Raw genomic sequence first — 15,574 nt, 5'->3', positions numbered from 1 at the left:
CCGTCACGAGCGCTCCCATCCCGGATAGGTGTGCTGCCACGGGGAGTGGGCCTCGAAGGCCGCGCTGGCTGCAAGCACGCCGGCATCGTCGTGCCGATGTCCGACGATCTGCAAGCCGACCGGGAGGCCGTCTACGAACCCCGCCGGCACGGAGGCCGCTGGGTGCCCGGTGAAGTTGAAGGGATAGGTCAGGCACCAGCCGATCGACGGATCGACTTGCACGCCCTCGACCGTAGATGGACCCGTGGTATGACCGTCGTCGCGATTCGCTACAGCAGTCACGGCCAAGGTGGGGGACACGAGGAAGTCGTAGCCCTCCAGGGCGTCCTCTACGGCATCCAAGACCGTCGTGCGAAGTCGCTCATCGGCGCGTGCCTCCATGGCGGTGCGAGACTGCGCCGCCACGACCATCGTCCGGAACGCCGGCGTGAGGTCCTGCAGGTGGTCGGCGAGAATGTCCGTCCCCCATTGCTTGACGGCCTCGAAGCTGTCCGAGTAGAGGACACCCATCAGCCGGTTCCACAACGCGGCCAGCTCCAGCTGGTCTGCTGGGAGCTTGAAAGCGATCTCCTCGACCACAGCCCCAGCCTGCTCGAGGACGATCAGCGAAGCCTTGATCGTCGCGCTCACAGCTGGGTCGACCGGGAAACCCCCGAGGTCGGGGCTGAAAGCCACGCGCTTCCCGTGCAGCCCGCCTCGCGCCACGTCCGCGAGGTTGGTCATGCTGGCGGGAAGGCTGAATGGATCTCGGGCGTGGGGACCAGCCATGGCCGCGAGCATGAGCGCCGCGTCTGCCACGCCGCGCGCCAAGGGACCAACGGACACGAAGGGGCTCGATGAGATGAAGGCGTCAGGTCGTGAGACATCGGCCACCCTCCCGAATGAGGGCTTGATCCCGTAGACCCCGCACCACGAGGCCGGGATCCGCACGGAGCCCCCACCGTCCGTCCCCTGCGCCAGTGGCACCATCCCCGCCGCAACGGCCGCGGCCGCGCCCCCGGACGATCCACCGGCGTTGCGGCTGAGGTCGAACGGGTTGCGGGTCGGCCCGGAGACCAGGTTGTCCGTGACGCCCTTGTGACCGAATTCCGGGGCGTTGGTCTTGCCGACGATCACCGCACCGGCATCTTCGAGCCGTTGGACATAGAGGGCGGTCTGCTGTGGAACGTGGTTGCGCAGTGGCACTGAACCGAACGTGCTGCGCACGCCGGCCCTGAGGTCGAAGAGATCCTTGATCGCCACAGGCAGGCCGTGGAGGACGCCCAGGGGCTGCCCACTGGCCGCGCGGGCATCGAGGCGACGGGCGGTTTCCAGTGCCAGGTCATGCGTCACCGTGGTGAAGGCATTGACTCTGGGGTTCTCTGCGTCGATGCGTCGAAGAAACGCCTCGGAGACCTCCACCGCACTCACGTCCTTGTTGCGTAGGCGGCCGGCCAGCTCGACCGCCGACTCGAAGAACAGATCCTGACTCATCGTTCGTCTCCCTTGCTCTCCCGCGCGAACAAGGTCTCCGCGGGGTTCGTGGTCTCAATCATCGGGAAGCCGCTCTCCTGAAAGTTCTTGATCTCGGTGTCGTGGCACATGAGTATGCGATCGGCAAGCCCACGGATCCTCTGCACGCTGGACAGTCCGGCCGCAGTCGACCACAACAGCCCGCAGGGAACACCGTCAGCAAGGCTCTCGCGACTGTTGACCGCGTCGCCGCTCACACACAGCACCCCCTCGTCGGTGTTGACCAGCAGGGACTGATGCCCGGGAGTGTGCCCCGGGGTTTTCACCAGTCGCAGTCCCGGGAGAACGTCGAAGAAGTCGTCCTGCACCAAGGTGTAGTCGAAGAGCCCCAACGGAGGCGCGAGCCACGAGTTGTTGTACAGCACCGTTTGAGTGCTGAGCGGCGCCTGTGCGTACTCCCATTCGGCAAGGCTGACAAAGAACTCAGCCTGCGGAAATGCCGCGTTGTTGGCGCAGTGGTCATGATGGAGGTGCGAGTTGATGACCATGTCGACGCTGTTCTTGGCCCATCCCAGCCGCTCGAGAGCTCCGTCGATGGTTTGCTCCGGGGCCTGCCAGGCTGGGCACATCAGCCGGGCGACCCACTGAGGATCGCTGATGCCGGTGTCGACGATGATGCGCTTGCCATTTCCTTCGATGGCCGCGCACCAGACCGGAATGTCGACCTTCGTCCCGTATCCCCGCCCGTACGACATCTCGGAGGCATCGACGCGCATATTGCCGACGTTGACGGCTGTGACGCGGTACCGCGGCGTCTTGGACGCATGCCGCTTCAGAGTCGCCTCGTCCGTCGCCGGTAGCGCCGGACCGTCAAGCGCGGGCATAGCGCCTCGCCACGGTGCTGAGGGCAACCGCCACAATGAGCAGCCCACCGGAGAAGATGTACTGGAAGAATGTGGGGGCGCCGAGGATCGCGAGGCCGTTGAAGCCAAAGCCCACCGTCATGACACCGATCAGGGTGCCGAGGATGTGGAACTCGCCATCACGCAGTGCCGCCGACCCCAGAAACACGGCTGCGAACGAGTTGAGCAGGTATGCATCGCCTGCCGTCAGCTGACCGCTGCCGACCCTGGACGAGAGGAGGACTCCGGCGCCAGCGGCTGCAATGCCGGCTATCACAAAGGCCCAGACCCGCACCCGCTCCACTCGCACACCTGACAGTCGGGCAGCCTCATGGTTGCCGCCTACGGCCTGCATCTGCTGTCCGAGGACGGTGCGGTTCAGCAACACCCACAAGAAGCCCACGGCAAGAACCATGAAGATGATCGGGTTGGGGATCCCGGCGAACTTGCCAAGGGCGAGATCAAGGAATCCCGCACTGGTCGGTGGCAGGGTGATCGGGACACCATTCGTATATGCGTAGTTGAGGCCTACGACGACCGTCCCCGTGCCCAGAGTTGCGATCAGCGCGTTGACGCCCAGCTTGGTGACCAGGAGCCCATTGATCATGCCGACCGCGACGCCGACGGCAACGGAGAGGGCCACTGCCAGGGGAATGGAGAGCCCATCATGGCTCATCAGGCCAACGCACAGCACTCCCGCGAAACTGGCCTGATATCCAACGCTCAGATCAAATTCTCCGACGACGAGCGGCAGCGTCATGCCGCACGCCACGATGGCGATGAGCGAGTTCTGGGTCAGCACGTTCACGAAGTTCGACATCGAAAGGAACGTGCCAGGCGCAGCTATCGACAGCACGGCGATCATGACAACGAGTCCGATGATGGTTCCGTACTTACCGGCGATGGTGAGCGCGGCGGAGAGGGCGCGTCGCTCACCCGCGCCTGGCGCCAATGTGGAGGTGTCTTGGGCAACAGACGCCGTCTGGGTCATTGTGGCTCCATAGTGATTGAGTGGGGTTGTCCCTGATGGTGATCGGCGAACGACGCCTCCAAGACAACAGATTCGGATGCTTGGGACGGAGTGAGATTGGCCGTGATCCGGCCCTCTCGCATGACGACGACCCGGTCACAGCTCTTGAGTTCTTCGAACTCCGAGGAGATGACCAGCACGGCCGTTCCGGTGGCAGCCTGCTGGCGGATCACGCGGTAGATCTCCGCACGGGCGGACACGTCGACTCCGCGCGAGGGCTCATCGAGCAGCAGCACCCGACATCCGTCCACCAGCCACTTGGCCATGACCACCTTTTGTTGGTTACCTCCGCTGAGCTGCCTTACCAACGTGTCGGTAGACCGAGTCTTGATGTCGAGGCTGCGGACCATGGCCTGTGACCGCTCAACCCGCTTGCGGGTCGACAGGAGCCGCAGCGGGCCCCTGATGGACTTCAAGGTCGGCAGGGCCACGTTGAAGTCGATGCTCTTGTCCAGGAACAGGCCCTGCGATCGACGCTCCTCGGGAACGAGCGCCACGCCATGACGGATCGCCTCGACCACGGACCGAGGACGGTAGGGCCTCCCGTCAATCCGCATCTCGCCGCCATCAGGCCTGTCCGCGCCGAAGACCATACGTGCCACCTCGGTACGGCCACTGCCCACGAGTCCGGTGAGCCCCACCACCTCTCCAGGCATCAGATCCAGGTCCACTCCATGCACCAAGGGGGCCCGGCGCAAACCACGAAGGCTGAGAACAGGACCTTGGCCATCCGGGAGCGCCGCCGCAGGCTCGTCGGCTGCAACGGGGACCGAGCGGCCCCCGACGATTCCCTTGACGAGCGCTGGTCGGTCGATCGCTGAGCCGGTGAGGATGTCGACGACCCGTCCGTCACGGAAGACCGTGACCCGGTCGCACAGCTCGACGACTTCGTTGAGTCGGTGTGAGACGTAGAGAACACAGACGCCGCTGGCACCCAGACTGCGAACGACCGCGAACAGTCGCTCACACTCCTCAGCCGACAAGGAAGCGCTGGGCTCGTCCATGGCGATGAGTCGCGTGTCGCTCATCAGTGCCCGTGCAATGCTCACCAACCACGCGTCCGCGACACTGAGCCTTTCAGCCGGAAAGTCCAGCGGCTTCTCCAGGCCGATCATGCCGAGGACCTCCTTCGCCCGAGCGCGAAGGCCGGCCCAGCGTAGAAGCCCGGCTGGCGACGTCTCCCAATGGCCCATCGCAAGGTTCTGCAGTATGGAGAACTTCGGTACCAGGGAAAGCTCCTGATAGATGAAGCCAAGCCCCAAGCGTTGCGAGTCGCTCGTTGAGCGGAGGGTGACGGGTGACCCGTCGATCTCGATGGCGCCACTATCAGGGAGGTGGGCCCCGGCGAGAATCTTGATGAGCGTGGACTTGCCGGCGCCGTTGGCGCCGACGAGCCCGTGTACCTCACCGCGACGGAACTCCACGGTCACGTCTTCGAGTGCCGTGATGGCACCGAACCGCTTGGTGATCCCCGATGCCCGAACGAGTGGCTGCCGGTCCATGGCTCGGGTCAGCTCGCCTTGACTGCGTCCGGGTGGGCGGCCACGAACTGGTCATAGTTGGCCTTGGTGACGAGCACCGACGGCGCTGGGACCTGCTGGGACGTGCTCGACGGACCCGTCTTGATGGTCTTGGCCAAGACGTCCACGAGCGTGGAACCCACTGCCGACTGGTCGAACCACAGCGTCGCCGTCATCGCGCCATCCTTCACAGCCGCAAGTGCTGGCGGGATTCCGTTGAAGGAGTAAACCTTCACGTCATCGCGGTTCGTCTGCTTGAGGGCGGCGACAGCCCCCAGGGCGGGGTCATCGAAGCAGGCGTAGATGGACAGACTGGGTGCCGAGCCTTTGGGGTGGGCAGCGAGCCACGCGAGGGTCGCGTTCGTGGCCGACTCCACCTGGCCCGGCACGGTGATCGCCTGACGAGTCACCTGCAGGCTGGGCGCCCCGGAGCCCTGGGTCTTGTTGAACGCCGCCAGTCTCAGCTGGCAAGGTCGACCACCCAAGTAGGTCAAGGTCAGGACGTCTCCCCCATGCGAGCTCCCATCAATGAGAGCCTGCGTGACCTTCTCTCCCTGGCTATCGTCGACATTCACTGCGACGCCGTCGCCTGTGCCACCGCCGGACGTGACGACGGGGATGCCGGCCTGCTTGGTGCTCGCCAGTCCAGCAGCGAGGGACGACACCGGGAAAACGGTGATGGCGATGCCAGCGACCCTGCGCTGCACGAGGTTCTGCATGGCGGCGTTTGCTTGGTCAACCTGCCCCTGGGCATCGACGACAACGACGTCGTAGCCAGCCTTCTGCGCCGCCTTCTTGGCACTGCTGATCACGATATTTGCCGAGGGGTCGGTCGCGGAAAAGGTGATGAGGCCGATGGTCTTCTTGCCGCCGTTGGCAGCCGCCTGCGGCACCACTTGACTTTGGGCCTGCTGAGCAGACGTGCATGCCGTCAGTCCGAGGCCTGCCGCAACGACTGCGGCAGCTGCGAGTTTGAGTTTCATGGACTACTCCTCTGAAATCGATTTCACGAGACTAGGGATGGGGCTAACGTTCTGTCAAGGGTTGCCGGTTAAGACTTTTCGCGGCACATACAGGCAGTGGTGAGGACTGTCCGGAATCGATTTCTCCCCTGCACCTTGGCCGCGACCTGCGACGTGACGACCTCAGGCTGCGACTGAGAGGGCGTGGTAGAGCGCACCGACGAACGCCTCATGCCACGTGAAGGGGCACGAAGCAGTCCGGCGCGAGGCGCCCCCGCAACCGCACCTCCAGGTCCAGGTGCCCGAGGCGCTACGGCAGACTCTCGGGTGGTGAAGGTCGGTCCTGGCAACTAGGGCGAAGTGGTGCCAGGTGGGGTGGTTCCTGTTCATGCGCACCACGATCCGCCGCCATCACGCGCCTGGAGTGTTCTACTTTGGGACACGAACGTGGGTCGTGAAGTCGGGCTCGGTGCGCTCGCGGACCTCGTCCTCGGTGACGCCGGGGGCGAGCTCGCGCAGGACCAGCCCCGCGTCGGTGACGTCGAGGACGCAGAGATCGGTGATGATCCGCTGCACCACGCCGCGGCCGGTGTAGGGCAGCGAGCACTCGTCGACGATCTTGTAGGCGCCGTCCTTGGCGTTGTGCTCCATGAGGACGATGACGTGCTTGGCGCCGTGGACCAGGTCCATCGCCCCGCCCATGCCCTTGACCATCTTGCCGGGGATCATCCAGTTGGCGATGTCGCCCCTGGCCGAGACCTGCATCGCCCCCAGGATCGCGGCGTCGACCTTGCCGCCGCGGATCATCCCGAAGCTGGTCGCGGAGTCGAAGAACGAGGCGCCCTTGCGCAGCGTCACGGTCTCCTTGCCGGCGTTGATGAGGTCGGGGTCCTCCTCACCGTCGTAGGGGTAGGCGCCGACGCCGAGGATGCCGTTCTCGGACTGCAGCACGATCTCGACGTCGTCCGGGACGTAGTTCGGGACCAGCGTCGGCAGGCCGATGCCGAGGTTGACGTAGGCGCCGTCGGTCAGCTCCCGGGCGGCCCGGGCCGCCATCTGCTCACGGGTCAGTGCCATCTCAGGCCTCCTGCTGGGTCGGGCCGGCGGCGGGGCGGGGGCGGACCGTGCGGCGCTCGATGCGCTTCTCGCCGGCCTGCTCGGGGGTCAGGGCCAGCACCCGCTGCACGTAGATACCGGGCAGGTGGACGTGGTCGGGGTCCAGCTCACCGGGCTCGACGAGCTGCTCGACCTCGGCGACGGTGACCCGCCCGGACATCGCCGCGAGCGGGTTGAAGTTGCGGGCGGACTGGTCGAAGACCAGGTTGCCGTGCCGGTCGCCCTTCCAGGCGCGCACCAGGCCGAAGTCGGCGACGATCGCGCGCTCGAGGACGAACTCCTTCTGCACCCCGTCGACCTCGAACACCTTGGTCTCCTTGCGGGGGAGGACTTCGCCACGGTGCCGTCCGCGGCATACAGCCAGGGCAGGCCACCCTCGGCGACCTGGGTCCCGGCGCCGGTCACGGTGTAGAACGCCGGTATGCCGGCCCCGCCGGCGCGCAGCCGCTCGGCCAGCGTGCCCTGCGGGGTCAGCTCGACCTCCAGCTCACCGCCGAGGTACTGGCGCTCGAACTCCTTGTTCTCACCCACATAGGACGACACCATGCGGGCGATGCGCTTGTCGCGCAGCAGGATGCCCAGCCCCCAGTCGTCTACCCCGCAGTTGTTGCTGATGGCCTCCAGACCGGTGATCCCTGCATCGTGGATCGCCCGGATCAGCACGCTCGGGATGCCGCACAGCCCGAAACCACCGACTGCCAACGAGGAGCCATCGACGATCCCGTCGATGGCCTCGGCCGCTGAGGAGACGACCTTGTCCATGACCGGGACTCCGCTCAGTCGAGGGTCGCGAGGCGGGCGAGCACGCGCTCCGGCTCGACGTCCGCCGGCACCTCGGCGAAGAGGAAGTCGCCCTCCGGCACGTCGCCCTCGCTCGTCCAGAAGCTGTCTGGCACGACCGCTCCCCGCGCCTCGGACGCGCGCAACACGACCTGCTGGTCGGTTCTCAGACCGAGCTCCCAGCGGAAGTGATCTGCCACGTTGGCCAGAGGGGCGTACGAGCTGAGATCATCGGCGGGAAGCCCTGCCAGCGTTGACCGGTCCGCCCGTCGGCCATCGAGGACCAAGAGCGTCACGGGAAGTGTGTCGAACCTGCGAAGCCAGTCCGCCAGGTACATCGACGCCTGCTCACCGTGTTCGGTGTCGATCGTATCCAGCGACGTGGCGCCCGAGGTCAGCTGCGCCCGAGCTAGCCAGCGCAGTGGTGATGGCACTTCGAGCACCAAAGGCTGGCGGCTGGTCTCCGACAGCACCCGAACCAGCTTGCCGACGGCCTCCGCGATGTCATCGTCACCCAACAGCGTCTTCAGCGCGAAGCCCGTCCTTGAGCGTGCCCCCATGGCGGCGATCAGTCCTGGCCGGGACGCCAGGTGCTGGGCATAGGCCGCTCCAACGTCCACCAAGATCGCGTCGGGGCGAAGTAGGCCCTGCACCCTGCCGAAGTAGCTCGCGCAGTCAGGTGGGCTGCTCCATGGCACGGGCGCACCGCGCAGCAGGACCCGGGAGCCGTATGCCGCGTGGTCGAGGAGGAGCGCGGTCCTCCGCCCGGATGGCGGGTTGGCGCGGAGTGCATCGAACGGGGTGGGCATGGCAGCAGCTCCTGGCTGAGGTGGTGATGTGTCGATACAGCCTGTGCGGGTGGGTGCACCACGTAGTCGTCGGGTGCACCCACCCGGGCTGGGGTCAGGCGAGCCGCGAGGTGGTCTCGCCGTACTTCTCCTCGAGCTGCTTCACGCGAGCCTCGAGCTTGGAGATCGCGACCTCACGCCGGTCGGGGATCATGATGATCGGCATCTCGTCGATCGTCGCCTTCACCCGTCGGGGTCCGTCGATCTCGAACACCGTGGCGGTCAGCTCGTCTGTGTCATCGCCCCAGGAGCCGTAGTAGAGGAGGTCCTGGGGAGGCTCCGCCGTGACCCACTCATCGACGAACTCCTGGTAAGGACGACCTCGGTCGAGGCGCGCCTTGCGTGCCTCGGCTCGTAGCCGGCCGGTGCCTTCGAGGTCCAGGAGGAACGTCGCCGCGTCGTAGGCGACCGCGAACATCTCTCGGGCGACCGTGGCGCTGATGCGGCCGAGCTCGACATCCTTGACGACCGCTGCAGGATCTCGCTCGAGTGGATCGCCGTAGCCACCCCCCGCCCCCTGGGAGATCATGTACAGCTCGCCGTCCTTGGCAACGTCGAACTGCAGGCCCATGTGAGACGTCTGGTACTGGCCACCCTCGAAGGGGCGCTCGTTCATAACCTTCTCCATCGAGAGGTCGAACTTGCTGGCATCCTGACGGATTGCCTCGTAGACGTTGGTGCCCTTGACCATTGCCAGGGGATAGGTCCCGCAGCCGTAACCGCCGAACATGCCGTAGACGGAGGAGAACTTCGCGCCGGACGTCACTGTCATGAATCCCCAGTGCGGCGTGCCCTCGCTGGCGACAATCATCTCGTAGCCCATGCCGCCCGTGAACTTGCCGAAGCCCATGTTGTCGCGGACGAGACGCTTGGAGACGAGCTGCATGAAGGGCACCTCCTCCTCCATCACCTCCTGCTCGGCCGTATCTGCCATGGCGCAGAACAGCGGTGACACGGCGTCCTCCCCGTCCTTGAACGGCTTGGCTCCGCCCGGCATACCGTTGAGATCGGCGCAGAGGTTGCCCACGGTGTCGCCGTGCTGCGTGATGCCGCCCCAGAGGAAGGTGTTGATCTGGTTGAACCAGTTCGCGACGACGTTCGAGTACTTGTTCGGTGTCGAGAACTGCATCTTGCCGTAAAGGGACTGCAGGGCCGAGAACGAGCGGAACGAGGCCTGGAGCGACTGGCCCATCGGCGCGTCATAGCTGGCGTCCGCCCACGTGCCCTCGTCGCTCACGATCTCGATGCAGCTCATGGCCGAGGTGCACCTCGGCAGGTCGGGCCACCAGAACGCCAGGATGGCCTGCATCATCATGGACTTCACCGAGCACAGCGGCGAGTTGATGGCACGGTTGAGGATCTCCGGTCCCGTACCGCGAAGGTCCACAGTCATCTGGTCGCCCTTGATGTGGATCTTGCACGCCAGCTTGATGAGGATGTTCTCCTTCAGCGTGCTGTCCATGAACTGGTTGAAGCTGACCGTCCCGTCAGGCAGCTCTTTGATCCGGCGGCGCACCTCGACGTCCACGTCCTCGACGGTGACCCGGAGGGCAGCGACAAAGGTATCCACACCCACCTCGTCGATGAGGGCGTCGACGCGCTCCATGATGCGGCGGACCGAGCCGATCTTCACCTTGAGGTCCGCCAGCTGCAGCTTCGGGTCACGCACCGAGTGCTGCAGAAACGTCAGCAGGTCGCGTCGCAGGTGGCCGCCCTCGACGATCTTGAACGGACTCATCCGCAGGCCGTCGTCGAAGGGTGTCTCCGAGCCCGAGGGCATGCCACCCGGCTCGCAGGCGCCGTTCTCACCCTCGTGGATGGTGGCCGCAACCCAGGCGATGATCTGCCCATCGCGCATCACGGGCATGATCATCGACTGGTCGGTGTTGTGGACGTTGCCGTAGCGGGCGTCGTTGTGGATGAACCCGTCACCCTCGTGGATGCCAACGGTCGGCTCGTCCTTCCAGTACTTCATGATGTAGCGAATTGGGTGGTGCAGGATCGCCGAGAAGGCAATGACGCCATGGCAGGACAGGTACGAGACGTCGCCGGCGGCGGTGTAGATCGCCGTCGTCAGGTCACCCCACTTCGCGCCGGGGGCGGCGCCCTGGGCCTCGCACATCTCGTACCCCTCGTCAAGGGCCCCGGCGATCCGCTTGCGAATGCGCTCGACCGTCAGCCGGTCGACGCCCTTGGAGATGCAGGCGTCCTCGTACACCGATCGTTCGGCGATGCTGTGCGAACGCATGATCTCCCGGTCTGGTCCAAGAAACAGGGTGGTCTCGTCCATGAACTGCGCCACCCACTCCTGCTCCTGCGGGGTGAGGGCTTGGCTCTTGGACTCATGAATAGCGGTCATGGTGGTGGTCTCCTTGGTATGCGGTGCCGTCAGTCCTGCAGGAACCAGACGGCTCCCTGCGGTGTCGGCTCCAGACGCCATCCGGGCTCGACGAGGAAGGTGGTGTTCTCAGTGGTGACGATGGCCGGCCCTGTGATCACGTGCTCGGCGGTCAGGGCGGCCTGGTCGTAGACGGGCGTCTCCAGGACGTTGGGGTGGTCGACGAAGTGGACCAACCTGTGACTTGTCGGGACCGGGCAGCTGCGCGTGCCGCCGGCCTCCAGGGAGTCGAAGCTGACCACGTCACCCTCGACGTAGGCGGCGACCCGGATCGTCTGGACACGAATGCCCGCCTCGGGCGCGGCGGAACCGGAGCCGTAGCGGTGGCTGTAGACGTCCGAGAACGTACGGATCGTGTGCAGCACGTCCCCGACACCGTTCAGCCGGCTGATGTCCAGGACGACGGCGGTTGTCACGAGCTGGTTGCCGTACCGCATGTCCATCTCGAGGCGGTACCTCACGTCCTTCGTGGCGAAGCCCTGACGAACCAGGTCCTCAAGACCTCGAGCCTCGAGCTCCGCTACGACGGCGTTGAGCTCGTCGTACCGATCGAAGAGCGCCCGAGTCGTGGCGTTGTAGAGCACGACGTGGGCTCCGCGCTCGTGGAAATGCAGCTGGCGCATGTTCCCGGCGCCGCACGCCGAGAACACAGACGAGAACGGGGGAGCTAGCACTCGCTTGATGCCTGCCTGCTTGGCGATGCCACAGGCGTGCAGTGGCCCGTTCCCGCCGTAGGCGAGCATGGTGAAGTCCTCAGGCAGGTATCCGCGCACGCGCAGCTCCTTGCCTATCCCGATCGCCATCTGCTCGTCGACGCCCCTCTTGATCTCACGCGCGACGTCGATGACGTCCATGTCGAGCTCGTCGCACAGCTGGTCCTCGACGGCGAAGACTGCACGCTTGGGGTTCAGCTTGATGTAACCGTTGGCGTAGTTGTCGGGGTCGAGGTAGCCAAGGAGCAGGTCGGCATCGGTGACGGTCGGCTTCAGACCACCGCGGTCGTAGCAGGCTGGCCCTGGGCTCGAACCCGCGGACTCCGGGCCGATCTTGATGGCGTTGTGGATCCGGTCGTAGCTGGCGATGGATCCGCCGCCGGCACCGAGGGTGTCGAGATGGACCATCGGGACCGACACGAGCCAGCGGTCGATGGTGGGCAGGAAGTCGTAGTGCTTCACGCCCCCCTCCGGGACCAGGCCGATGTCGAACGAGGTGCCACCCATGTCGGTCGAGATCACGTGGCCCAGACCCGTCTCGCTCGAGAGGTGCTCGGCGGCACCGACGCCGGCGATGGGCCCCGAGTGGATGGTCTGGAGGGCGTCGGTGGAGTTCATCTGGGCCATCCCGCCGGAGTTGTGAATCACCAGCATCGGCTTGTCATACCCGTAGTCGCGCAGGTTCGTGGACAGCTGGCTCAGCGCATGGAACATGATCTCGTGCAGGAAGGCATCCACGATGGTCGACGTCGCGCGGACATACTCCCCCTTACGTCCCGAGACCTGATGACCGAGCAGGACGGGGATGGCGCCGAGCTCATGGGACGGGAACTCCTGGAGGAGGATCTCCTGGATCTGCAGCTCGTGTTCGGGGTTCTCGGTAGCGTTCGTGAGCGAGACCACGACGGCCTCAGCGCCCGCGTCCACGAGATCGCGAAACACCGTGCGCACATCCTGCGGGTCCAACCTGGCCACGACCTTGCCGGCCGAGTTGATCCGCTCCTTGACCGACCTGATCAGCGCGCGCGGCACCAAGGGCTCAGGCCGCTCGGCCGCGGGGAGGTTCTGTTGCATCGAGTTGTCCAGCCCCTCCCCGTAGCCCCGACCACGAGACAACGGGATGGTGTCCTCGAAACCGTGCGTAACGATGGCCCCGACCTTCGGACCCTTGCGCTCGATCAGCGCGTTGGTCCCCAGGGTGGTGGCGTATCGCACCGAGTCGACCTCGGACAACACGGTGCCGCGGTCGAGCTCGGCTCGTTTGCAGGCGAGGTCGAGCGCCTCGTTGAACCCCAGGGCCAGGTTGTGGTGGGTGGTAAGGGCCTTCGCCTCGACGTAAATGTCGTCCCAGACGAAGAAGCAGTCGGTAAACGTGCCGCCGATGTCGACGGAGATGCGCTTCATGGTGTTCGGCTCCTTCGAGGGTCAGCGGATGTGGCCGGTGGCCTTGTGGTGTGCGGTGTACTTCTGGGCGTCTTCTCCCGGCCCGTAGTTGAAGATCTCCTCCGGGTCCACCCCGCGTTCCTCCCACTGCCTGCGTAGCGCGTCGACGTCCCACACCATGTCGACCGTCGGCGGGTGGCCCGGCGGGACGTACTCTGTCTCGAGCTGGGTCGCACATCCGGGGCAGTAGAACTCGAGGATCCGGCAGTAGGTCGGGTCCGGGGAGAAGGTGAACTCGTACCGCTCCGGGTCGAGGATCGGTTGGTGGATCTCGCGCGGGTCGCGGTCGTAGACCAGGGTTCCCGGCTTGTAGTTGGTGTGGGCGTCGCCGAGGTCGTGCTGGCACACGCGGCATACCCACCGTTCGGTATCGAGGTCGATGAGCAGGTACTCGGTCATCGGAACTCGCATGTCGTCATTCCTTTCGTGGCCACGAGGAGTGCTCAGTGGGTGTCGGTCAGAATCAGGTCGCCGTTGGAGGTGACGTCGAGGCGCCATCCCGCGGGGACACGGGTGGTGAAGAAGGGGCCCTCGACGATGGCTGGGCCGTACGCGCAGGCACCGGCCTGCTGCTCGTCGAGCACGAATACAGGCACGTCCTCGACCACCGACGCGCTGGACCGCACGGCCCGTGATCCCGAGAGGACGGCCGCACGCTCAACAGCGACGTCGCGGTTCCCAAGGTTCGGATGGGGCAGGTCCGCGGTGACGTCCAACAGCAGCGAGACGTGGCCCTCGCGACCGTCAACCGCGTCCCCGCGCCGGTAGGGCCTGGTTGTGAGGGCACCACCGGCGTCCTCGACCCCGATCGACCAGGCCAGGGTGCAGTCGGCGATGTCATACCCCTCTTGGAACAAGTCGCGTTCAGCGCGGACGAGCATCTGGTCGTGCGTTCGGAGGGCGGACTCCTCGCCGGTCTCCGGAACGCTCACCTCGTACGACTTGCCGATGTCGGAGAAGCTGATCCCAAAGGCCGAGAACACGGCAGCCATCCGCGGGACCAGCACTCGCTTGACGCCAACCAACCGGCTGGCTCCGCAGGCGCTCATGGGCCCGGCTCCGCCGAAGGCTGCGAGAGTGGTGTCCTCCTTGACCAGCGAGGAGAACGAGCCGGCGATGGCCTCGAAGTAGGCGTTCTCCATCCGCACCAGTGCCTCCTCCAGGGTGATTCCCAGGGGGATGGCAACGGCTTCGGTGATCACAGCGGCCGCGCGCTGGGCATCGAGCTGCAGCTGACCCTCCAAATAACTGTCGGGGTCGAGCACCCCAAGCAGGAGGTTGACGTCGGTGATTGTGGCTTCCGTCCCACCGAGGGCGAAGCAGGCCGGCCCAGGAGCGGCACCCACGCTTCGGGGGCCCACCCTGATCTGGCCGTCTTTGACCCCGATCACCGAGCTTCCCCCACACCGGCGGAGTGCACGTCGCTCATGGGGAAAGACGTCGGCACGCCTGCGATGGTGCCGCGGTGGCTGGTCGTGATGGCGCCATCGTCGACGATGCCGATGTCGGTGGTTGTTCCACCCACATCCATCATGAGCACGTGAGCCAGCTCGTAGCTGCGAGCCAAGGCGAGCGTTCCCTCCAGCCCACCCCGAGGCCCGGACGAGTACGTCTTCAGAGCGACGGCCTTCGACACCCGCGAGGATGCACCGTCGTTGCGGTAGACCAGCAGCGGGTTGGTCACCTTGTGCTCGCGGAGGCGGTGCTGGGCCCCGTAGAGGAACCGTTCCATGACCGGGTGGAGGAAGGTATTCACCATGCCCGACCACGCTCGGCGACCTCTGTTGCCGTCGCCCACGAAGTCCCAGCTGTAGAGCAGCGGGACCGATCCGAGGAGGTGCCGCGGGAACTTGCGCAGCAGCACGTGACGCATCCGCTGCTCGGACTCGGGCGACTCGCCGACGACGACGATCCGCGCAGCACCCTCGGTCGTGAGCTGGTTGACCTTCTGGACGAGGTCGAAGGCCAAGTCGTCCTGAGACTGGCTGAGGTCCACCACCGCCACCCGGGGGCCGACAAGGTCGTCGAAGAGCTCCGTGGCCGCGGCTCCCTCGCGCAGTTCCTCGACGACGGCGGGATCCTCGACCACCAGGCCGATGGAGGGGCCCTTGCGCTCGACGAGGGCGTTGGTGCCCTGCGTGGTCGAGTAGCGGATGTGCTTGGTCTCGTGGAGGAGGCGTACGAGGTCCTGCTCCCCGTAGATCGTCGCGGAGGCCTTCTCGATCCCATCGAAGAGGCATTGCGACAGGTCGAACGGGGTGGTCAGGGTCTTGGTGAAGTAGAACCCTTCACCGTCCCAGACACAGATATCGGTGAGGGTGCCACCGTTGTCGATGTTGATGAGGTGATTCATGACTCTCCCTTGAGTCGTGGGCCGGTCTCGGGGGCCGGCGTCAGCCCGTTCGGATCA

10 protein-coding genes and 2 pseudogenes are annotated in these 15,574 nt (G+C 65.7%); all 12 read right to left on the bottom strand.

Annotated elements, in window-relative coordinates:
• Nucleotides 1-3 precede the first annotated feature (3 nt).
• On the bottom strand, nt 4-1,473 hold the full coding sequence (locus tag GKE56_RS14135; RefSeq protein ID WP_154685078.1) for an amidase: 1,470 nt from the start codon (nt 1,471-1,473) through the stop codon (nt 4-6).
• Complete coding sequence (locus GKE56_RS14130; RefSeq protein ID WP_154685077.1) at nt 1,470-2,336, bottom strand: N-acyl homoserine lactonase family protein; 867 nt, start codon at nt 2,334-2,336, stop codon at nt 1,470-1,472. The genes GKE56_RS14135 and GKE56_RS14130 overlap by 4 nt, the downstream gene beginning before the upstream one ends.
• On the bottom strand, nt 2,323-3,345 hold the full coding sequence (locus GKE56_RS14125; RefSeq protein WP_154685076.1) for an ABC transporter permease: 1,023 nt from the start codon (nt 3,343-3,345) through the stop codon (nt 2,323-2,325). The genes GKE56_RS14130 and GKE56_RS14125 overlap by 14 nt, the downstream gene beginning before the upstream one ends.
• Nucleotides 3,342-4,814 (bottom strand): sugar ABC transporter ATP-binding protein, encoded by a 1,473-nt coding sequence (locus GKE56_RS14120; protein WP_195908139.1) that lies wholly within the window; start codon nt 4,812-4,814, stop codon nt 3,342-3,344. The genes GKE56_RS14125 and GKE56_RS14120 overlap by 4 nt, the downstream gene beginning before the upstream one ends.
• 80 nt (nt 4,815-4,894) lie before the next feature.
• The gene (locus GKE56_RS14115) at nt 4,895-5,887 is read right to left on the bottom strand and encodes a sugar ABC transporter substrate-binding protein (RefSeq protein ID WP_154685074.1); all 993 of its coding nucleotides are present in this window, start codon (nt 5,885-5,887) and stop codon (nt 4,895-4,897) included.
• Nucleotides 5,888-6,295: 408 nt separating this feature from the next.
• On the bottom strand, nt 6,296-6,943 hold the full coding sequence (locus tag GKE56_RS14110; RefSeq protein ID WP_154685073.1) for a CoA transferase subunit B: 648 nt from the start codon (nt 6,941-6,943) through the stop codon (nt 6,296-6,298).
• A gap of 1 nt (nt 6,944) precedes the next feature.
• Nucleotides 6,945-7,744: pseudogene (locus tag GKE56_RS14105) on the bottom strand (CoA transferase subunit A).
• Nucleotides 7,745-7,758: 14 nt separating this feature from the next.
• Nucleotides 7,759-8,415 (bottom strand): hypothetical protein, encoded by a 657-nt coding sequence (locus tag GKE56_RS14100; protein WP_195908138.1) that lies wholly within the window; start codon nt 8,413-8,415, stop codon nt 7,759-7,761.
• Between the two features lie 250 nt (nt 8,416-8,665).
• Complete coding sequence (locus GKE56_RS14095; protein WP_154685071.1) at nt 8,666-10,969, bottom strand: hydantoinase B/oxoprolinase family protein; 2,304 nt, start codon at nt 10,967-10,969, stop codon at nt 8,666-8,668.
• Between the two features lie 29 nt (nt 10,970-10,998).
• Entirely contained in the window at nt 10,999-13,125 is a 2,127-nt protein-coding gene (locus GKE56_RS14090) for a hydantoinase/oxoprolinase family protein (protein ID WP_154685070.1), read from the bottom strand.
• Between the two features lie 21 nt (nt 13,126-13,146).
• Nucleotides 13,147-13,575 (bottom strand): acetone carboxylase subunit gamma, encoded by a 429-nt coding sequence (locus tag GKE56_RS14085; protein ID WP_154685069.1) that lies wholly within the window; start codon nt 13,573-13,575, stop codon nt 13,147-13,149.
• A gap of 32 nt (nt 13,576-13,607) precedes the next feature.
• Nucleotides 13,608-15,517, bottom strand: a pseudogene (locus GKE56_RS14080) (hydantoinase/oxoprolinase family protein).
• Nucleotides 15,518-15,574 lie beyond the last annotated feature (57 nt).

Source organism: Nostocoides sp. HKS02, assembly GCF_009707485.1.
GTDB lineage: Bacteria > Actinomycetota > Actinomycetes > Actinomycetales > Dermatophilaceae > Pedococcus.
The sequence above is the reverse complement of the archived record's forward strand: the minus strand, read 5'-3'. Positions and strand labels throughout refer to the sequence as shown.